Origin of the sequence: Paenibacillus auburnensis (assembly GCF_927798115.1) — a bacterium.
Taxonomy (GTDB): domain Bacteria; phylum Bacillota; class Bacilli; order Paenibacillales; family Paenibacillaceae; genus Paenibacillus_AQ; species Paenibacillus_AQ auburnensis.
This window is the reverse complement of sequence record NZ_CAKMMG010000001.1, coordinates 878,898-899,112: the sequence shown is the minus strand read 5'-3', so window position 1 is coordinate 899,112 and position 20,215 is coordinate 878,898. Positions and strand designations below refer to the sequence as shown.

The window sequence follows — 20,215 nt, the reverse complement described above, 5'->3', positions numbered from 1 at the left end:
TGCGTTAAGTTCTTCCGTTCATCTCTGGATATTTTGTACTGATGTGGTTACTTTCGTACCGTTATGATCATCTTTGCTGTTCTGGTTTCTCCTGCCGAATTGCTTAGAACGGCTTCGTATTCATAGGTTCCAGGTGCCTTACCGGAAATGGCCGTTACTGCTGATTGGGCATCAGGAGTGTGAGCCTGCAGCGTTTGAGTGTCTACCAGAATTCCATTCTCGTACAGCTTGTATCCGGTAGCGTTCGTTCCCCACCACAGATTCATACTGACGTTATAGCTTCCGTCCCGGTCCCAGTTGTCATTCGATAACACCGCTTTTCCCGGAGAGGCATCTGTAACAGTCACAGTGAGCGGAGCGCTCTTGGTCGTACCCAGTGAATTGATTAATTCGCCGGTATACACATAGGTGCCGTTCTTCTTGCCGGCAACGTCGATTTGGAGAGATTGGGCAGACGGAGACTGGTCAACCAGGGTTACTTCTCTGATCAGTTCACCGTTCTCATACAGCTTGAATCGGTTACCGTTATTGCCCCACCACAGATTCATGGTAATGGTATAGTCTCCGTCTTTCAGACCCGTGTCGTAGCCGTTATTATCCGACAAGACCGGAGTACCGGGAGCGCTGCTTGCCAGCGGTGTCGCCTGGCTGAGCCATGCAGCCCACTTAAGCAGCGCATCAGCCTGTTCAGCGGTAAATACCGTACTTCTGCCGGCATTAACCTCATTACTGTAGGCCGTAAGCAGCTGGCGTGCCTTAGCTCCTTCATGTGCATTCGCCGCTTGTTCAGCCTGCTGCAGAATACCGGCAAGCTTCTCGGCGACCGCGCCTTCACTCGGGTCTTGTGAGCCGCCTGCAAAGTTGCGCGTAAGTTCAGCCAGGCTTGCGAAGGTAGCGCTGACCCCGAAGCTATAGTCTACTGTCTGTTCCCGGCCAGCACGGTCATAGACAGCAGCGGTTACTACATTCAAACCTGGATCCAGCGTGTAGGCAGGTGCGTTCACCAGTACACCGCTAGGTTCAGCAACACCAGAGACTGTATCGGATGCGGTGTAAGTGATGTCTACGTGTTGATCGATCGTGTATTCCGGCTGACCTTGAATGTCGATGGCCGGAGGCGCGAGATCAATCGGCACCGAAAGCGTCTGTGCAGCCTCTTTGTTGCCATCCAGATCGACACTCCAATAGGTCACGGTGTGCTTGCCCTCATCGCTCAGGGTCAGATGCGTTCCGCTCACGACCTCGCCGCCGTCGACCTGGAAGAACGTCGATTCCACTCCGGAGTCTTCATCGGTCGCGGTGAACGTCACTTCTGCTGCTGAAGTATACCAGCCATTCCGCAACTCTCCTTTTACTGCTGCTGTCGTATGCGGTGCCTTCTGATCGGAGGGTTCCCCTTCCAGGGTGACCAGATCTGAGAGCGGGATATCCAGCTCCTGCACAAGCCGTGCCACCAACTCGGATACCTTGACCGCACCGTTCATCTGAAGATGGGTATTGTCTTCTGTTGTACCTACCCACATGAAAATGGATTTCGTGCCTTCAGGACCGAGATCCTGGAAAACTTCCCAGCTGGCCTGATTCAGATCAATCAGCAGGGTTCCGGTTTCTTGCGCCGTTTCCTTCATTGCCTGCACATATTCCGGGAAGCTCTTATTGAGTACTTCTCCGGTAAAATCGCGTCTGTTCACCGGCGTAACCAGTACCGGAGTTGCGCCCCTTTGTACAGTCCCGTTAATGTAATCTTTCAGATAAACCTTAAATTGCTCCGGTGTAAGGTACCGCTCCGGACGGGAAGGCGTGGAATCATTGTGCGACCACTGCATGAAGAGATAGTCCCCTTCGTGTATGTCTAGCAGAATGTCGTTGAGATATCCGCCTACTAGGAAGGTTTTGCTGCTTAATCCGCTGACTGCCCGGTTATCGATGCTGATCTTATCCAGATCGAAGTAACCGCCCAGTGTTTCTCCCCATCCAGTCTGCGGACGATAGCTTTCAGCATAGTTGGCAACCGTAGAATCGCTTGCCAGATAAAGGACTGGCTTATCGCCAGCACCGTTGCCCGGCAGACGTTCGATCTTCAGCGCATTGATCTTCGGTGTGCTGCCTGAGAAGGCAAAATCAAAGATGCCGTCAATCAGGGCAATGTCGTACGTTACCTCGGTATACTGGCCTGCCGGTATGGTTGTAACCGGCAACTTCGGCATTTGTTCTACGACAACGCCTGTGTTGGTTGATTCCTGTGCATCGCCGATGGTCATCGTTACGCGGTAATTGGCAGGCCTCATTTCCACCCGGAAGGAGGTGCCGTACACACGGATGAAATCTTCCTTAAGTTTATCTCCGGTTTCTCGGTTCTCGTCCTCGAGCAGAGCAGTATCGGCAAAGCCATAGCCGTTGCCTTCCACGTATGCCCGCTTGGCGTCCACTTTAGTGTATCCTTCAGCAGCGTTACCTGAGCCAAAATCAAACTTATACTCACTGATTTCGCCAACAGGTTCGCTCGTCAGCGAATCCTTTGCGACCGTCAGCATGTTCATAGCATGGTCGATCTGGGCCTGCGTCGCTTCTGTACCGATCACCGCCTCGGCAGCGGCCAAAGCTCTGTTCAGCACCGTTACAGAGGCTTCGGTAAAGGCCGATAGATCCAAGGCTTTCACCTCGTCACGAAGCGCAATCAAGGCCGTCTGATCACCTGCAACCGGCGGCAGCTTTGCGCCTTCAAGCTTCACGTTGTCGATCTGGGTGGTCCAGTTCAATGTGCCGCCGCCACCCTTTCGGGTCCCCAGGAACCGGATTCCCCTTACGTTATTGGCGTAGACGCCGGGACTCATCGGTATATCCTTAATTGTCTGTTTGATACTGGAATCCGCAAGACTCGTCAAGGTCAAATCGATTGTTTTCTCGGCGAAGTTGATCGTTGCGTCTACATTCACCCACTGATTTTTGAGGATATTCGTGGCGATTCCGCCATTCGGAACAGCTGTCGTACCGGTTCCGTAATCTGGGGTATAAGGGCCAACAAAATAATGGATTTTGGTGTATGGATCGGCAGTACCGGTCTTTGTTAACAGAGTGAGAATGATATTCTCGTTCGCATCCTGCAGCGTCAGATGTCCTTCCGATGGGGATGCGCTTACATTTCCGGATTGCCAGTCAAAATTGACATTGACTATGTCTCCGTTGACCGCATCGAATAACCGGAATACCTTCGCACGATTACCGGAGCCGGATCCGGCAACGGACAATACCTTGTTTCCGCTCTGATCGACGACCGTTCCCGTCATCTGACCGGCGATACCCGTGGCATTCACCATGGAGTATTGTGCTGAAGCAGGATCTCCCTCAAAGTTTTCCTCGTAAACCTGGATTTCCGGTTCTGGCTCCGGTTCCGAGATGTCCGGATCGATGACAGACGGAGAAATGCTTAAGTTCATGTCTTTTACCGCTCCCGCAACCAAAGCTGCAATAACCTTCGCACCGTAGCTGCTGAAATGCGTATTGTCACTGATGCCGTTCGGGTACTTCGGATACTCACCGGGATTAGCGTACAGGAAAATTTTCTCCGTCGCGCTTAATCCGATCTTATCGTAATACGCGATGCTTAACTGGCTCAAATCAACCAGTGCCACGCCCTGCTCTTCAGCCACTTCTTTGGCGGCCTTTACATATTCCGGAAAGCTGACGTTAAACTCCTGGGTAATCGTATTGAAATCTCTGCGCCCTACCGGAGTGAGCAGCACAGGTGTTGCGCCGCGCTGTTTGGCTCCGTTCACATAACGGGTCAAGTACATTTTATAATCCGCCGGTGACGCATAGCGGTCTGGAATGCCTATGCTGGCATCATTATGACCGAAGGAAATAAAGAAATAGTCGCCCGGCTTAATCTGCTGCAGGATCGTGTCCAGACGGCCGTCAACCATAAACGATTTGCTGCTTCTGCCGCCGATTGCATCATTCTGAATCACTACACCACTATCAAAATACCGCCCGAATTGCTGGCCCCAGCCTTCTTGCGGAGCCTGCATACTGCTGTATGACTGCATGGTCGAATCGCCGGCCATATAAATCGTTGTCCCGTTTCCTTGCGTTTTCTCCGGGTATTTCGCAATGGTAAGTTCCTGCACATCTATGGCTGTGCCGGAGAAGATGAACTCCAGTTGGCCGTCTACCAGCGCAACATCATAGGAATATTCGAGAGGTGCTCCCGCATTCACGTTGGTCACAGCCAGTTTCTGAACAAATTCAGATTTGACGCCTACGTTTGAGCCCCGGGAATCATCGCCCAGTTTCAGCGTTACCTTGTAATTAGCATTAGGCAGGTTAACAGCGAATTTGGCGTTTTCCGGCAGGGTAACATGATTTGTGCCCACCGTAATTCCGCTTATATTCTCGAAGCCGTAACCGGTCTCTTGGGTATAGACGTTGTCCTGCACAGCGGTTGTCCCTGCGGACGTCTCAGTACCGAAGTCAAAGTGATAAACCTGCTCCGGTTCTTCTTGTCCACCGGTAAGAGCCAAGTTCGCTTTAGGAAATGCTGTTGCTTCCGTCCCGAGATAAAATCCGGTGTGCGGCGGCTGGTTGTAACCGACATTTTGCCAGGCTATGCCCAGCCGGTATACCGGATCCTGCATCAGTGTAGGAATACGGTAGCTTGTAGGTATTGTTGTTGTATAGAGTCTGTATTCGGCGCTGTCTTCGCTGCGGAGCAGAAGCTCCTCACGCCAATCGCCCAGGATATCAGCCTGAAGCGCCGGATTACCTTTGGTGTGGTTATTCGTCAAGGCTCCCGTTGCGCGGAAAATTTCCTTCAGCTGCTTATTCTCGTAATCCCACTTGTAAACGAGAGGAATGCCTTTGGCTGTGGTGCTGTTCCATTCATGGTCGAACAGCTCCCGCTGGAGATCCCCATCCCACCAGATCGCAAAATTGGCGGTCTTCGGCACCTCGTTCTGTTCGTAAATGACTTCCCCATTCGCGGCATATCCCCGGGTTAAGGGGTCCATTTGTCCATCCACAATGTTTGACGCCCAGGATTCATATCCCGGATAATTCGGATCGATATCCGCCGACATTCCCCGTCCGGTATCTTTCCCCGTGTATTGTCCCCAGATAATTTCTCCTGTAGCGGCATCGCGCATCTCCAGCCCATATTCGGCATTTGTATGCTCATGCACACTGACAATCTGGTAGCCGTCCCGGTTCGGGTCGAGCTTGCCGGCGTGCATCGCGTCGCCGTGGCCGAGTCCGGTGCTGTACATCAGGCTTCCGTCGTCGTTAATCGCTAGTGCGCCGTACATGATTTCATCTTTGCCGTCGGAGTCCACATCGAGCACACTTAAATTATGATTACCTTGTGCCTGATACTGAGCACCGGCTTCGTTAGTGTCGAAGGTCCAACGCTGTACTAGTTGGCCTCCAATATAGTCAAAAGCCGCAAGCACGGTGCGTGTATAGTAGCCGCGTGCCATGATCACGCTTGGCTTAACGCCATCCAGGTAGGCAATGCCGCCCAGGAAACGGTCTACGCGGTTCCCGTATCCGTCACCCCATGCGCTAACGTCACCTCTTGGCGGTACGTATTCAACAGAGGAAACGGCCGCTCCCGTTTGTCCGTCGAACAGGGTGAGATATTCCGGACCTGTCAGGATGTACCCGCCTTCGTTGCGGTAATCCTTGCTGCCGTCACCAATTACCTTACCTTGGCCGTCCTTTGTGCCGTCAGCCGTCTTGACGACGACTTCGGCTTTGCCGTTTCCGTCCAGATCATACACCATCAACTGGGTGTAATGGGCTCCGGCGCGAATGTTGACACCCAGGTCTATTCTCCAGAGCCTCGTCCCGTCAAGTTCAATAGCGTCGATATAGACATTACCAGTATAGCCGGCCTGAGAATTGTCTTTGGAGTTACTCGGACTCCATAAGAAAACGATTTCATAATCGCCGTCGCCATCCAAATCTCCGACGGAGGCATCGCCGGCGTAATAGGAATACGTGCCGCCGTCTTTCGTGCGGCCATCGGCCGGTTTATCCAGCGGAATAGGCAAATAATTGTTATGCAGCACCGATACGACTTCCGGCTGCATTTCTTCCTTGCCGGCAACGATGGTGGATATCTGGTACTGTGAGCTGTCTGCGCCTGTCGTGTCCACATAATTCGTAGCTTCGCTTATCGGCGCCGCATTGACTTTATATCCGTTTTTATATACGTTGAAAGCGATTTCATCTGAGTCCGTATTCAAGTACCGCCAGCTGAGGAATACGCCGTTACCTTGCAGGACTGCAACCAATCCGCGGTTAAGATACTCTGCCTGACGGCCGGGCTGACTGTCCGCTGTCTCTGCATATCCCGGAGTTTGGGGAACTACAAGCGAAATTACCATTAGAAATGACATCATGAATGCAAGAACCGGTTTCTTGATGGAAATAGCTTTTTTACCCATGTACTTAACTCCTCCTACGTATCTAAAATTCAATTTAGAAATCAGGGGAAACTCTGATCACGAAACCAGCAAAACAACTCATCTCGAATCCTTATGTTATTTCAAAAGTTCTCGGCTTCTTATGGAGATGTTCACCCCTTTCATAGAATCCTCTATATTGTGCAGGCTTCTCCTATACGAATCTTAGAGAATCGTTCGGTTATGTCCCGGCACCAAATATGCACAAGTGTATCAAATAATGGTAGTCAATTCTTCGCAAAAAAACGCATTTTAGACCTAGAATCGACTTTTTTGCGAGGCACATTCAATCACGTTGCATCACCTGCATGAATAGGCTAACGCATACCGTTTAGGAGGGATTATGATTGTATACTTATGAATCGCGACCGCAGTCTACTCATTTAGCCTGGCATGAGACGCTTGAACTGCACGAATTGACCGCTTTCCAGAGCAATCAGCTTATGCTGTTTAAGATGGTGCATGATGATGTGAAGGATCCTCAGCTGCACGCCCTTTATTTAGAAACCATTAAGGCTGTAGAATCGAATTTACAGGAGCTGCTGCAGTACTATCCGCTCGCACCTCAGGGTACACGGAAAAGCTCCAAAGAATCGGATATGACCGGATTCTATTCCGGGCTGCTCTTGGGCTTCGCCAAGACTGCAGTGCGCAGCTATGCAATCGGAATTACTGAAACAGCTACACCGAAGCTTCGGGAAACCTTGCAAAAGCAATTGAACGCAGCCATTATGCTTCACGGTAAAATTTATTATTTCATGCTGGAGCGTGGCCTGTACCCGTCTTATGATCTTCCCAAGCTGCTCTCCAATGACGTTACAACTGCGAATAAGGCTTTATCGCTGTAACTGGGCAGCACAATTAAAAAGGGATGTCCAAACAGCCATTTTAAGGCCAATAGGACATCCCTTTTTTTTGACTCCAGATATCAAATTTGTTGCACATAAAGCCACCTACCGCGCCCGCTGACGGAACAGAGACCCTTTCTTTTGTCCAAAGCTGTTTTCTTTGGGATGGTCTCCTCCATCGCTCTCCTCCTTGCTCGGAGTTACGGCGAATAACGACAGCAGTCCTCCAACCGCCCCTACGGCTGCCATAGTGCCGAACAAGACCCAATGCCCCCGGTTCATCAGGAGCGACACGACCGGAGGTCCTAGCGCAACTCCGATAAACCTCATGCTGCTGTATAATGAGGTGATCGTTCCCCGGTTCTCTTTCTCAATCCCCTCTGTAATCAGAGCATCCATGCAAGGCAGTACCACACCAATCCCGATACCAACTACACTTAGGAACCCTACCATGAAAAATATATTTTGACTAAAGACTGTAATGAGCATTGCCGCAGTTAGCAGCACCATTCCCCCGAAGCCAAGCCATTTCATTAACAGCTTATTTTTCCCGATGATCTTCCCGCTTCCGTAAGAAGCCAGACACAACAATGCAAGGGGGATGGCCAGCACATATCCTTTAGAAGCTCCATGCAGGTTATACTCTGATTCTAAGGTCTCGGATAAATAGAACAACACTCCGAAGGTTGCAAACATACATATTCCGCCAATCGCAAAGATCGCATACAGCCACCGGCCCTTTTCATGCAGGATTTCTTTAATGCCGGTTAAAAATTGCCCGATGCTTTTAACTTCAGCCTTTTCCTCTGACTTTGGTTTCTTTACCAGAAACACAACCAGCGTAAATGAAATGAGACACAAGATCGGAATGGCAATAAACGGTGCATACCACAGCACGATACCTAAATAAGCGCCAAGAATCGGACTTAGCACTTTACCGAAGGTATTAGAGGTTTCAATGATTCCTAATCCTTTACTGACCTCTTTTTCATCCTTGAACAGATCCCCTACGAAAGGAAGAACGATCGGAAAAGCGCCTGCTGCCCCAATCCCCTGGAGAAAACGTCCCCCAAGGATGACCCAATAAGCCGTTACTCCTGAAAAAAACCAAGCAGCCGCAACACAGACTGCGCCCCCTAAGGCTGCTAAGATGAGACTGGGTAATATGACGATTTTCCGCCCGAAGCGGTCCGATAAATATCCGGCAATTGGAATCATCAGGATGGCGATAAGGCCATAAACCGTGATGACCATACTGACTTTAAAAGCACTAATACCCAGCTCTTCAGATATTTGAGGCAGTATAGGTAATAACATGGAATTGCCAAGTGTCATAATTAACGGAATCGAAGCAAGTGCGATTAATGCGCCTTTATTACCTTTCATCGAAGAACCACCTTCTTCTTTATTGCTACCCTTGCTTATTGTGGTTCTTAAGGCTGTATTTATTCAGTCATTTTAAAAAACGATGTCCTAAAAGAAGTGCATAATCATTCCTGCTGCAGAGGAAACTATTGTGGAAAAACTCAAACCAGATATACAAGGAGGATGTTCTTTTGTATTTCTATAAAGAAGGATTGATTAACGAGATCGTAGTCGATAAGCCAGATCCGGCAGCAGCCAAAGTGTTGCAGGAGATTCTGGGCGGCCACTATGGTGAAATGCGGACGATGATGCAGTATTTCTTCCAAAGCAGCAATTTCAGAGGGAAAGAAACCCAGTTTCGCGATTTGCTTCGCGGCGTATTCTTAGAGGAGATTGCCCATGTGGATCTGGTACAGCATACCATTAACCAGCTGCTAAACGGTTCCGGTGAAGCGCAGGCCGGAAATGCAGGCTCAGATGGTGCACCTCTCGATGAAGCAGTGAAGCACGCGAATCCGCATCATTTCATTGTGGGTGCACAAAGCTCACTGCCTGTAGATGCGGCGGGTAATCCTTGGATGGGGAATTATGTATATAGCCATGGTAATCTGATCAGCGACCTCTTGAATAATGTTGTCCTCGAATCGACTGGTGTGCTTCAGAAGACTAGGATTTATGAAATGAGCTCTAATAAAACATTCCGTGAAACCCTGGCTTTCCTGATTGTACGCGATAATGCCCACCAAAACGCATTTGCAAAGGCGCTTGAGACTCTTGGCGTGAATTGGGGCAATATATTTCCGATTCCAAACTATGACATCAATAAATATCCGGAATGCCGCAAATATGTAGACATGGGCTATCATAATGCCCAGTTCAATTTTAGTCTGGATCCATCCAGGATGGCCGAAATCTTCCAAGGGACTTCTCCTAGCCGGAATAAAGGCACTCTGGAGGTCGTCCCGCCTCCTCCTGGTTTCCCGGTCCCTGTTATGCCAGAGATGCCTAATGAGCATAGTCCTGGTCTGCAGGACATGAACTTCTGAGCGTTGTAAATATGATGTATGCAAGAACTCCAAATCTCTCCTAACTTAATGTTTAGGAAAGATTTGGAGAATACAATTTTCTATGTGCTTTAAGCTCCCGTGCGTTTAGTGCGGTTTGCTGTGCGTCTCTTCGACGGCTTGCTGTCTTTATCCGTCTCATCAAACGGCTTCAGCTGCTTCAAGCTGGCCTGCAAAGCGTCCATAAGATCGAGCACATTGGCAGTCTTCTCATCGCTGGCCGGTTTTACTTCCTTTCCTTCCATCTTATCCTCAATGGCTCTCCGCAAGCGCGCTTTATATTCATCTCTATATTTCTCAGGTTCAAAATTGCCTGTTAAGTGTTCTATAAGCATTTTTGCCATATCGAGTTCCCTACGGTCTACTTTTTCTTTATCCGGTAAGTTAGGAATTTGAGATCTGTCGCGGAACTCCTCAGCATAGAACATCGTTACCAGAGAGAGTACTCCATCTATCACCCTTACCGCAGCTAAGCTGCTTTTCTGCCGTATCGTTACATGGGCAACACCGATTTTTTGGGTCGATTCCAGTGCATTCACCAGCAGCATATATGCATGCCGGCCAGTTTCCTCTGGTGAGAGATAGTATGTTTTTTGAAAATAGATCGGGTCAATCTCGGATAAATCAACAAAATCGATAATGCGGATTTCCCGTGAGGTTTCAGAAACCAAATCCTCTAATTCCTCTTGCTCAAAAATAACATATTGTCCTTCTTTGTATTCATAGCCTTTGACAATATCGCTCCAGGGAACCTCCTCTTCGCATTTGGGACAGGTACGTCTATATTGAATCGGTTCTTTATACTCGCGGTGGAGCATTCGGAGCGGAATATCCTTATCCTCAGTAGAGGAATACATTTTAACGGGAACATGGACCAAGCCGAAGCTGACAGCCCCTTTCCAAATGGCCTGCATCATGGCATCCTCCTTCATCGTTTGCGGATGCCAATTATTAACCTTATACCGTGGTATGCAATCAACAGGAAGGTAAGCGGAGATTTAAGATAAGCAAGAAGGGTAACTTGATTCTATTCACTGCAGGATGATAAACGCTAAAGGAGGATCCATCTTTGAAGAATCATGAAATTCTTGCGCATACACATCATCGCCCCTTTCCATTACCCCAGGGACCCTGGCTGATGAAGCAGACCTGGAATGACCTGCTCTTTGCCCATTGGCCGGTGAGCAGCTCTTGTTTAAAATCCTTAATTCCGCCCGGTTTGGAATTGCAGCTATGGGAAGGAACTCCATGGATCAGTGTCTCTCCCTTTTTTATGGATCCGCTGAGATTGAGAGGTCTTCCCCGGCTTCCATTTGTACACCGCTTTCTGGAACTCAATATTCGCACTTACGTCATTAAAAACGGCAAAGCAGGTATATTCTTTTTAAATCTGGATGCATCCAGCCGGTTAGCCGTTTTGTCAGCGCGTTCACTGGCTCATTTGCCTTACCGGTATGCAAACATGAGCTGTAAGACCGATGGAGAGAAATTCACATTCAGCAGTAAACGGCCAATTCCCGGTCACGGGCAGGCAGAATTCAGCGGAAAATATCACTCTAAAGGATCTGATTGCTTTCATGCAGCGCCCGGAAGTCTTGTCCACTGGCTGACAGAGCGGTACTGCCTATATGCATCCGATTCGGAGGGCCGCCTGTATACCGGCGATATTCACCATCTGCCATGGCCCTTACAGGAAGCCAAGCTTGAGCTTGATGTCAATTCGGCAACCCGTGTATTCGGTCTTGTGCATGATCCTGATCCTTCACTCCTTACCTTTACGAAACGATTGGAGGTTTTGTTCTGGCCGGTAACAAGAATATAACAACAGGGTAGCACGGGGGTTTTCCAAATGTTTATTTTTTATAAAGCTGGTTTACAAATAATTGTTAATATTTATGAATAGCGAGTAAATCTGCCAATACTAGCCGCTTTGGAGGGACACACATGATCTCAAATGAACAAGCCATTAACTCTGCAGGACTTCAAACAAACATCCAGCTGGATTGCCTGCACCATGTACCCCATAGCAACTGGGCGTACCTGTATGATAAGGATACCTTCCATCTTCGTGTCCGGACCAAGAAGCAGAATGTAGATCGGGTCTTTGCTCTTACGGGGGACAAATATGACTGGGAAACCTATCATGACGAGCACGAAATGACAAAGGTATCGTCCGACCGGTTCTTTGATTATTGGCAGACGGCGGTACGGCCGGAGCATCGGCGCTTCTCTTACGGATTCCGTTTTCACAGCGGGGACGAAACCGTTTGGATGACCGAAAATGACATCCTTTCCGAAGAGCCGGAGGCTCCTACAGGTTTCTATGACCGTCCATATATTCATGAGATTGATTTGTTCCAGGCACCTGAATGGGCAAAATCAGCTGTCTTCTATCAGATCATGCCGGACCGTTTTGCAAACGGTGATCCCGGTAATGATCCGGAGAATATCTCACCATGGGGGGATACACCCACAAGAGAGAGCTTTTTTGGCGGTGATCTGCAAGGGATTATAGACCGTCTGGATTATTTGGAGGACTTGGGGATTACAGCTATTTATCTTACCCCTATCTTTGAAGCCCCCACCAATCATAAATACGACACGACGGATTATAAACAAGTCGATCCGCATTTCGGAGATTTGGAGTTGTTGAAAAAATTGGTGGAGAACGCACACTCCAAAGGGATCCGAATCGTTCTTGATGCCGTATTCAACCATATGAGCGCTAATTCTCCCCAATTCAAGGATGTGATTGAGCACGGAGAGCAATCGGAATATGTGAACTGGTTCCATATTAACGAGTTTCCGGTCAAAGTACGGGAAGGAAATCCAAACTATGATACTTTCGGATTTTTCGAACAAATGCCAAAACTGAATACCGCCAATCCGGATACCCGCGAATATTTACTTGATATTGCTGAGTACTGGCTCAAGGAGGTCGGCATAGACGGATGGCGTCTGGATGTGGCCAGTGAGATTGATCATGTCTTCTGGAGGGAATTCCGCGGGCGGGTCAAAGCGATTAATCCGGAAGCCTTTATTATCGGAGAAGTATGGAATGATTCCCTGCGCTGGCTGCACGGAGACCAGTTTGATTCCGTAATGAACTATCCGTTGTCCGACCGCTTACTCGAATATCTAAACTCGGATGAGATGGATGCTGAAACCTTTGCTTCCCACATAAGCGGCCTGCTGATGCGCTATCCGCAGCAAGCCAATGAAGTTCTTTTCAATCTGATGGCCAGTCATGACACACCCCGTGTTCTTACCCAGCTGAAAGGCGACAAAAGAAAACTGAAGATGGCTATCGCTTTTCTGCTCACCTTTACCGGTACACCTTGTATTTATTATGGGGACGAGATTGGCCTTGAAGGCGAGGGTGATCCGGATTGCCGGAAATGTATGATCTGGGAAGAAGACCGGCAGGATCGGGACCTGTTAAACTGCTATAAGGCACTCATCCGGCTTCGTAAGCAATATCCGGCTCTGCGCACCGGTGATTTCAGATTTCTGCAAGCGGAGCCGCAGGAACGCTCCTTTGTCTATGAGCGGAAGGATAGCAATACCCATTTGACTGTCTGGATGAATGCTTCCGAACAGCCTGTTACCCTGTCTCTTCCACTAGAGGGCAATTGGCAGGATTATCTGGACAACGAATCTGTCAGTTCGGCAGAGGGCAACATTAAAGTGCAATTGGAGCCTTTCAGCTATAAAATATTAATTGGAATTTAAACACGAACTATTGGGTCAGAACACACAGCCAATTCCAAAAAGCTGTGTGCTCTGACCTTGCTTTTGTTCTGTTGCAGCTTATTCGTTCCGGCCGTAATAGAGCTTCAGATTCGTTACATCCACCAGATACATAATATCAACACCTTTGGGACTGCGGTCCACGGCCAGCCGTTCCACCGGGATACCCGGCGCAAGAGAGGTTTCAGTGAAGGCTCCGCCTGTATTTACTGCCATAAACGCCCGGTCACTTCCGCTGCTTTTTACGTAATAGATTCTTGCCGCATTTCCTGTCCAGGTCACATCAATGGCTGCATTCGTCGGAGCAGCATTATAGACCGTTTGCAGTGCCCAGCCCCCTGTGCCATAAGTGGCCTGCTTCACCGAAAAGCTTGTACTTCCCTCTTCACGATAGCGGTAAGCGATATAGGGATGGCCGTCAGAATCCACAGTCATCTTTGCACTCTGTACACCCGGGCCGCCGGGATCGCTGCCACTCTGTACATAGATTTCGCTAGGAGCCAAGGGCTGCACAATATCCGCCGTAGTCAGTGAGACTGGCGGCACCACAGATGTTCCATCAGCCTTAGTAAAGGTGTTCGTAGATGGGCTGTATTTCAGATAAGATAATTGATGTCTCAGAGGACTTGCGGCAAAATACGCCCACTCGAACAAGATATGAAGATCTCCGTTAGCATCGAAGACCAGATCGTCAGGGTAGACAGACCGGTTAAGGTGAGACGCAATTACCTTGATCTGGCTCCACACCGAATCCGCGTTATTCCAGCGGAACAGGACGGCCTCTCTTTTGCCTGCAGTATCTTTGTCGACACGGACCAGTAAGTATAAATCCCCGTTCGGGGCGGTTGTAACAATCGGATAAGTTACATTCATCCCTTGGGGAAGCTCATCCGAATGATTCTGGGGGATCCCTCCTACCGTATCCGAGCGGTAATAATTCCACGGATTGCTGTGCATGGAGGCGAAGACGTGAAACCGTCCGCTTCCGTCTCTGGCTATGGAAGGCTGATTATGGCCAAGATCATCATTAAATTCCGCAGGGACGGTGCCATTCATTAGCGGGAGCTTACTCCAGTTGCCGTCGTTATCCCGTCTTGCAATTGCTACCGTATGCTTACTTACGATTGACCCCGGCGCATTATATGCCATATATGCATATTCAAAACCTAGTCCATACGTATCAAGAGGAGACCACCATCCGGCCTGATTACTGGAATCCATCGGGAAAGGAACCTCTTCAAGCACAGCAGCCGCATTTCCCGTAGCCGCCGGAAGGAGAGTCAATAGCGCCATTATGACGAGACCGAGCTTCCATGTTCTTTTTTTGTTCATTGTTTCGCCTCCCTCAGATAATTACCTCTAGTAAGCACACCTTACTAATCTAGAACAAAACCATCCCGTGTAAACGCATTCAAAAATACTCTTTCAAAAATGCTCGGCACCACATCCTTTTCAGTTGGCTTTTCCGGTATCGCAGGTCTAAGAATAGCACCCGGCTGGCGGAAATGTTACTGTACTTTTGCAAGAATGCTGTACAAGCACGGACTTTTGTATATAAAAAAAGAAAAGCCCGGAATCCGGACTTTTCGAAATGCGTTTAAGCTTCGATTAATACTCTCCTTTTATTACAAAAAACGAGCCCCGGATTGTTCCAGCCAATTTAGACTTTTGCCGGGCAAACTTAAACTTTGTTTCTAGCTCCTTAGGAACCTCCATCCCCTCAGAAAGCTTAAAACCAACTGCCCGCTTCTTGGGGTCATCAACCGTATACATCACATTAAGCGCTAGTCCATCCTCGTAAAAAACGTAGGCAAACCGGATGTTCTCCACTTGAAAGCGCGACGTTTCCAAAGGCTTGGCCGCAAACTCAAGATCACGTTCTATTTTCAAAATCCGGTTCACATAATCAAGAGTTTCCTGACTTTCGCTCGCGGGTACAACCGTAAATTCATGCTTGTATTTGTTCATAAAATACCGGGCTTCATTCGCACGTAAACCCGCAAGCACTTCGGCTACGGGCGAAGATTCTAACCCAGCCGTTGACACATTTTTAAAATCAACAATATAGGACATCTCCCTGCCTCCTTTCAGCTCATTATTTCTTTACAACAGGTATCCACATTTCACCATAGACTAAGCCGTCTCGCTCCCCCATCAGGGCTGTTGTGTTAGGCCCCCCTACATAGGCGAAATCCTTAGCTTCAGGCAAGGCTTGACCAAAGGCAACCCCGGCCAGCTTATTATTTAATTCATCAGCCGTCTTCGCTTCCCCTTTAACCACCAGATAAGGCCCCTTGGGAAACTGGATCACTCTGGCTTCTTCAGGTGCCGCAGCTTCCGTCATAACGCCTGCATAATGCATCATCTTGTTGTTCACTGCTTCATTTACGGCAAAAATATAGTCATTCATGGCGATGCCTTTTAAATAATCAAGCCTTCCATCTTGGCTGACGGCCTCCCAAAAGTCGTTCTTTTCCTTGTTAATACCCGCATAGTCTGTGTAATCGCTCTTAAGCTCAGTTCCTAAACCTACGACAGTAAAGCCTTCTTTTTCTTCCAGGGTAAATGGAGTCATGTGTAATCCCTTCCTTTTCTTTTGGATTTGTCTTCATCACTTGATAGTTATATGATAGCCTTAAATCATGTCAAATAAGGATACTGTTTAGGAGCCCCTATGAAAAAAGTTGAGCGGATTAATATCATCATGCGGTATATCAACAACCGTGCCCACTTTACTATTTCTGAAATCATGCGTGAATTTAACATCTCCCGTTCGACCGCCATTCGAGATATTAGGGAAATTGAGGCCTTGGGCATGCCGCTTGTTGCAGAAGTCGGAAGAGATGGCGGATACTCTGTCATGCGCAACTCGGTCCTTCCCGTGGTCCGTTTTACCGGCAATGAGGTCAAAGCTCTATTCATTGCCTTTATGGCTACAAGAAATCTGCAACTCCCCTATCTTCAGAGCCGCCAGTCTTTAACGGAGAAGTTACTGGGCCTCATTTCAGAAAATCAGCAGGAAGACCTGTTTCTTCTAAATCAGATTCTGCTATTTGAAGGAACCAATCCGAGGAATCCGGACCTGCTGGATCTGTCGGATCTGCCGCATCCCATGCTGGAAAAACTGATCCAGATCCTTCTATTGGACAGCTATTTATTGATTAGCATTAAGGAAGAAACCTATCCTATTTATCTCCTGCACCTCTACCGTGAAAAAAGCCTCTGGCTGATTGAAGCCTTTAACCTGAAGGATGAAAAGAAAGAAATCTATTCAGTTGACCAACTTACTGATGTCATTCCCTACCCGGAGAAGAAAAGAGTAAGCAAAAAAAAGATTTTAGAGAAACTTAGTAAGCAGGAAGAAGCAATCAATCTTATTCTGGAGCTCGGACCAAAAGCCATTGCCCAGTTTAAGAAATACCATCCTTTTAAAGTTTCCCTATCCTATACGAATCCGTACCAAACCACAGCGATTCTAAAGACTTTTATCCATGTTAATAAGCCGGATGAATTGACTGAGATAACCAGCTGGCTGCTGTTCCTGGGCGAGGATATTAAGGTTAGAGAAATGCCGGAAGAACTCTTAGTAGGTTTACAACAGAGATTACGCTTGTATGGGACCGAATAATAAATCCAGAATCTTATCGTCTGCTCTTCGATTCATTCCCTGATAAGGATAACAATGAATATGAATCGCCGGGTTAAAATTGATTTCGATAATACTATAATTGTCGTTATTTGCTTCCTTTTGAATGTTCCCGATCATCATATCCACTCCGCAAAAGGTGGCTCCTGCAGCTTTGGCCGCACGGATCGCTATTTGTTTATAGCTCTCTGGAATATCGTCTGTATAATCGATACTGTCCCCGCCCGTGCTGATGTTTGAGTTTTCTCTTAAATAAATCATTTCACCTGTTCCCGGGATATCGGAGGGGTTCAGGAACTGATTTTTCAAAAACAGCTTTTCGGCTTCGCCTAATTGAATCCGTTCTAGCGGAGTTCTGTATCCTTTGCCTCGGAGGGGATCTTTGTTTTTCCGGGCAATCAGTTGTTCAATCGTATGAATTCCATCTCCAATAACATTGGCGGGTACTCTATGCAGTATTCCGACAACCTCATCCCCCATCACCAGGAAGCGGTATTCCTTTCCGGATATATACTCCTCAAGTAAGATCGTCCGGTCATGAGCAAAGGCCATTTCAACCGCTTGCTGATAATCTTCTTCTGTAAAGCTGTGGGTGAATATGGTGATCCCCAGCCCAAAATTGGTTGATTTCGGTTTAATTACTATTTTACTTTCTCGGTACAGCTCATAATCCAGTATTGCCTCCTGCGGGCTTCGATAAGCCTTTCCGGCCGGAACCCGAATTCCATGCTGCTTCAGAACTTCCTTGGTAACAATCTTATTTTCCATGATCAGGACCGTGCTATAGGAATCCAAGGCGGTTTTTGTTGCCTGTTTAACGTATTCCTTATGGTCTCCCTTTGTAAGGACAACAAAGTTATCATCTCGATCAATGAGCTCAAACCGGATTCCGCGCTTAACAGCAGCTTTTAGTAAAAGCTGAGTCGATAATTCTAAATCTTCGTAGCCTGCTAACTTGTATCCGGCCTTGGAGCTTTCCTCTGCATATTGCTTCGCTCTGTCCAGGTGATAATCCAAATAGGATGAAGACTGTATTTCTGCTTTAATGACAGAGGCGTAACTAAGCTCCGGGTTCATAAGAATGTTTTTTTGCTCATCCAGATACTGGATCATCGCCTGGTCGTCAGGCTGCAGTGATTTTATCATTTTTTTCATTTCATCAAGGATTGATAAGCCCTTATCCCGCAGTTCACCCTGGAGTCCGGTCATTAGAAGTACGTCCACATGTACATCCGCTTGCTGCTGTTCTTGTTGGTTAAAGGGTTCATCTTGCTTCAGCAGCAGATAGACAAGAAATAAATGCACAAACTTCAAGGTCTGTAGGCCAATTCCGTTCTTATAAAGCGGGTTTAAATCAAACATCCGTAGTTCTATGTAAGCTACCCCGTGATCCTGAAGCTCCTGAAGTGGATGATCCCCTTTAGCCGGCTTCAATCGGATGGGGCTATAAAACTCTTTTGTACTCAGCAATTCCTCAGAAAGAACCAAATTCCTCAAATCGCGCACATATTCATCTATAGAATGAAAAGAAACGTACAAAGGTTTTTCATTCCGGTAACCGCACACACTATTGCGAAGTGAACTCATATTGGGAAAGAAGTGACTCTCGTCATCCAACTGATTGCTTAAGGAAACACATTGTTCTACATAGGATTTATTAAATACAGGACTGGCGCCTGTCAAATAAATCAGTAACCAGCGGTATTTCAGAATATTCCGTGCGACTTTTAAATAAACTCCGTCTTTGAATGACTTAAAGCCACCTTGACTTTGTGAAGCATCATATAGCTTTTGCAGAAAACCCTCATCGAACGAAAAATTAAAGTGGATTCCGCTGAGCAGCTGCTTCTTTTTGCCATACTTTCTGGCCAGCTTTTCTCTATAAGCATCTTCTAAGGGGTCATTCATCCGGGCAACAGGAATATCCTCTTCATGCGGCAGCGCCGGTGGATTACTGCTGGTCCACAAATACTCATCGCCCAACTCCAGCGTCACGATATCCTGCAGTGCATCCAGGAAATGATAGGTCTCCTCGATGGTATGAAAGACGGGGGTGATCATCTCCACTTGGCTTTCCGAAAAATCCGTTTTGATATAAGGGTTATCCATTTTTGAGCCAAAGGCTTTCGGGTGAGGTGTTAATGCAAGATTACCCCGCTTATCGACCCGGGTGTTCTCTTTTTCAAGGCCGAACTGTCCTTTTAGAATGTCTTGACTTAACTTGTTGTCGATTATGTAGTTCAAAAAATCAGGGTTTAGCTTCACCATCGTATACCTTCTTTCTTAATCGTCTAGATTGTTCTTATCCGCCTCTATCCATCAAATTATTTTGATGGATAGAGTAAATTTTTACCCGCGCTTTATGTAGTCGGCGGGTAAAAGACACAACATACGTCGTCCGGCAAAAGATACTTCATAACCTTCTCATTGATACTGTAATAATTCCAGCGGCCTTCTCTGCGGCATTTAATTAAATCTGCATCAAATAACAGCTTAAGGTGATAGGACAGCTTAGATTGCGGAAGATCTACAATTCCCTCCAGGTCACACACACAGACTTCAGAATGTTTATTAATTTCGAGTAAAATCGCTAAACGCTTCTGATCGGCCAGCGCCTTGAACTTTTGTTCGTAATTCGTAAAAAGCCGTGATTGTTGTTCTGTATCCATAGATTAACCTCATCAAATCAAATTTATTTGATGCGTTTATAGTACGCCAAGTCATGAGATTCGTCAAAGTATTTTTGAATGAAGTGAAGAAGGACTGCCGGCAAATGCCCAGGCAGCCCTTCTTCCTTACAAAGTAGTAGTATGCTTCTCATCATATTCGCTGGACAAGGTCTTGAGCGATTTGATTTTACCATGGGGATGCTGTTCTTGCTTTCGTGACTTCCAGGCAGCTTCTCTTCTTTTTAACTGGTGAGTCATACAAGAATCCTCCTCGGGGAACTGAGTTGTATACTACTTCCTTAGGATGTCATTCCTGGGCTGCGTTCATTCATAAAATGATGCGGCACTATACAACCGCTAAAAAAGCGTTTACTATTTTCTATAGAAAATTGTATTTGAGAAGGAGACTTAG

14 protein-coding genes are annotated in these 20,215 nt (G+C 47.4%); 5 read left to right on the top strand and 9 right to left on the bottom strand.

What is annotated here, in order from left to right:
- Window positions 1-47 precede the first annotated feature (47 nt).
- Window positions 48-6,443 (bottom strand): rhamnogalacturonan lyase family protein, encoded by a 6,396-nt coding sequence (locus L6H70_RS04045; protein WP_236330009.1) that lies wholly within the window; start codon window positions 6,441-6,443, stop codon window positions 48-50.
- A gap of 365 nt (window positions 6,444-6,808) precedes the next feature.
- Here L6H70_RS04045 and L6H70_RS04040 point away from each other — a divergent pair, with 365 nt between their 5' ends.
- Complete coding sequence (locus tag L6H70_RS04040) at window positions 6,809-7,309, top strand: spore coat protein (protein ID WP_236330007.1); 501 nt, start codon at window positions 6,809-6,811, stop codon at window positions 7,307-7,309.
- A gap of 105 nt (window positions 7,310-7,414) precedes the next feature.
- Here L6H70_RS04040 and bcbE read toward each other — a convergent pair whose 3' ends face one another.
- Entirely contained in the window at window positions 7,415-8,695 is a 1,281-nt protein-coding gene (gene bcbE, locus L6H70_RS04035) for a bacillibactin exporter BcbE (protein WP_236330005.1), read from the bottom strand.
- Window positions 8,696-8,865: 170 nt separating this feature from the next.
- Between bcbE and L6H70_RS04030 the strand changes: the two genes are divergently transcribed.
- Window positions 8,866-9,720, top strand: coding sequence for a manganese catalase family protein (locus L6H70_RS04030; protein ID WP_236330003.1), 855 nt, complete (start codon window positions 8,866-8,868; stop codon window positions 9,718-9,720).
- An 89-nt stretch (window positions 9,721-9,809) separates the two neighbouring features.
- Here L6H70_RS04030 and ku read toward each other — a convergent pair whose 3' ends face one another.
- Window positions 9,810-10,652: a non-homologous end joining protein Ku gene (gene ku, locus L6H70_RS04025; RefSeq protein ID WP_236330001.1), complete on the bottom strand. Its 843-nt coding sequence runs from the start codon at window positions 10,650-10,652 to the stop codon at window positions 9,810-9,812.
- Window positions 10,653-10,807: 155 nt separating this feature from the next.
- On the opposite strand from ku, the gene L6H70_RS04020 reads away from it, so the two are divergent.
- Window positions 10,808-11,560 carry a YqjF family protein gene (locus tag L6H70_RS04020; protein ID WP_236329999.1) on the top strand — a complete coding sequence of 251 codons (753 nt, stop codon included), beginning with the start codon at window positions 10,808-10,810 and terminating at the stop codon, window positions 11,558-11,560.
- A 170-nt stretch (window positions 11,561-11,730) separates the two neighbouring features.
- The gene (locus L6H70_RS04015) at window positions 11,731-13,470 is read left to right on the top strand and encodes an alpha-glycosidase (RefSeq protein ID WP_423802802.1); all 1,740 of its coding nucleotides are present in this window, start codon (window positions 11,731-11,733) and stop codon (window positions 13,468-13,470) included.
- A gap of 78 nt (window positions 13,471-13,548) precedes the next feature.
- On the opposite strand, the gene L6H70_RS04010 is transcribed toward L6H70_RS04015, so the two are convergent.
- From L6H70_RS04010 to L6H70_RS04000, 3 genes are all read right to left on the bottom strand, one after another.
- Window positions 13,549-14,820: a BNR-4 repeat-containing protein gene (locus L6H70_RS04010; RefSeq protein ID WP_236329995.1), complete on the bottom strand. Its 1,272-nt coding sequence runs from the start codon at window positions 14,818-14,820 to the stop codon at window positions 13,549-13,551.
- 276 nt (window positions 14,821-15,096) lie between these two features.
- Window positions 15,097-15,561, bottom strand: coding sequence for a phage tail protein (locus tag L6H70_RS04005; protein WP_236329992.1), 465 nt, complete (start codon window positions 15,559-15,561; stop codon window positions 15,097-15,099).
- Window positions 15,562-15,583: 22 nt separating this feature from the next.
- Window positions 15,584-16,063, bottom strand: a complete 480-nt coding sequence (locus L6H70_RS04000) for a GyrI-like domain-containing protein (RefSeq protein WP_236329990.1) — start codon at window positions 16,061-16,063, stop codon at window positions 15,584-15,586.
- 99 nt (window positions 16,064-16,162) lie between these two features.
- On the opposite strand from L6H70_RS04000, the gene L6H70_RS03995 reads away from it, so the two are divergent.
- Window positions 16,163-17,116, top strand: coding sequence for a helix-turn-helix transcriptional regulator (locus tag L6H70_RS03995; RefSeq protein WP_236329988.1), 954 nt, complete (start codon window positions 16,163-16,165; stop codon window positions 17,114-17,116).
- Here L6H70_RS03995 and gshAB read toward each other — a convergent pair.
- The 3 genes from gshAB to L6H70_RS03980 all read right to left on the bottom strand — a co-directional run bounded on the left by gshAB (window position 17,093) and on the right by L6H70_RS03980 (window position 20,061).
- Entirely contained in the window at window positions 17,093-19,402 is a 2,310-nt protein-coding gene (gene gshAB, locus L6H70_RS03990) for a bifunctional glutamate--cysteine ligase GshA/glutathione synthetase GshB (protein ID WP_236329986.1), read from the bottom strand. The genes L6H70_RS03995 and gshAB overlap by 24 nt on opposite strands.
- Before the next feature lie 92 nt (window positions 19,403-19,494).
- Window positions 19,495-19,803, bottom strand: coding sequence for an ArsR/SmtB family transcription factor (locus L6H70_RS03985; protein ID WP_206104849.1), 309 nt, complete (start codon window positions 19,801-19,803; stop codon window positions 19,495-19,497).
- A gap of 126 nt (window positions 19,804-19,929) precedes the next feature.
- The gene (locus L6H70_RS03980; protein WP_236329984.1) at window positions 19,930-20,061 is read right to left on the bottom strand and encodes a DUF6254 family protein; all 132 of its coding nucleotides are present in this window, start codon (window positions 20,059-20,061) and stop codon (window positions 19,930-19,932) included.
- Between the last annotated feature and the right edge of the window lie 154 nt (window positions 20,062-20,215).

Coding starts and splice junctions, on each gene's coding strand:
- L6H70_RS04045 (WP_236330009.1), bottom strand. CDS start 6,443: ATGGGTAAAAAAGCTATTTCCATCAAGAAACCGGTTCTTGCATTCATG.
- bcbE (WP_236330005.1), bottom strand. CDS start 8,695: ATGAAAGGTAATAAAGGCGCATTAATCGCACTTGCTTCGATTCCGTTA.
- ku (WP_236330001.1), bottom strand. CDS start 10,652: ATGCAGGCCATTTGGAAAGGGGCTGTCAGCTTCGGCTTGGTCCATGTT.
- L6H70_RS04010 (WP_236329995.1), bottom strand. CDS start 14,820: ATGAACAAAAAAAGAACATGGAAGCTCGGTCTCGTCATAATGGCGCTA.
- L6H70_RS04005 (WP_236329992.1), bottom strand. CDS start 15,561: ATGTCCTATATTGTTGATTTTAAAAATGTGTCAACGGCTGGGTTAGAA.
- L6H70_RS04000 (WP_236329990.1), bottom strand. CDS start 16,063: ATGACTCCATTTACCCTGGAAGAAAAAGAAGGCTTTACTGTCGTAGGT.
- L6H70_RS03995 (WP_236329988.1), top strand. CDS start 16,163: ATGAAAAAAGTTGAGCGGATTAATATCATCATGCGGTATATCAACAAC.
- gshAB (WP_236329986.1), bottom strand. CDS start 19,402: ATGGTGAAGCTAAACCCTGATTTTTTGAACTACATAATCGACAACAAG.
- L6H70_RS03985 (WP_206104849.1), bottom strand. CDS start 19,803: ATGGATACAGAACAACAATCACGGCTTTTTACGAATTACGAACAAAAG.
- L6H70_RS03980 (WP_236329984.1), bottom strand. CDS start 20,061: ATGACTCACCAGTTAAAAAGAAGAGAAGCTGCCTGGAAGTCACGAAAG.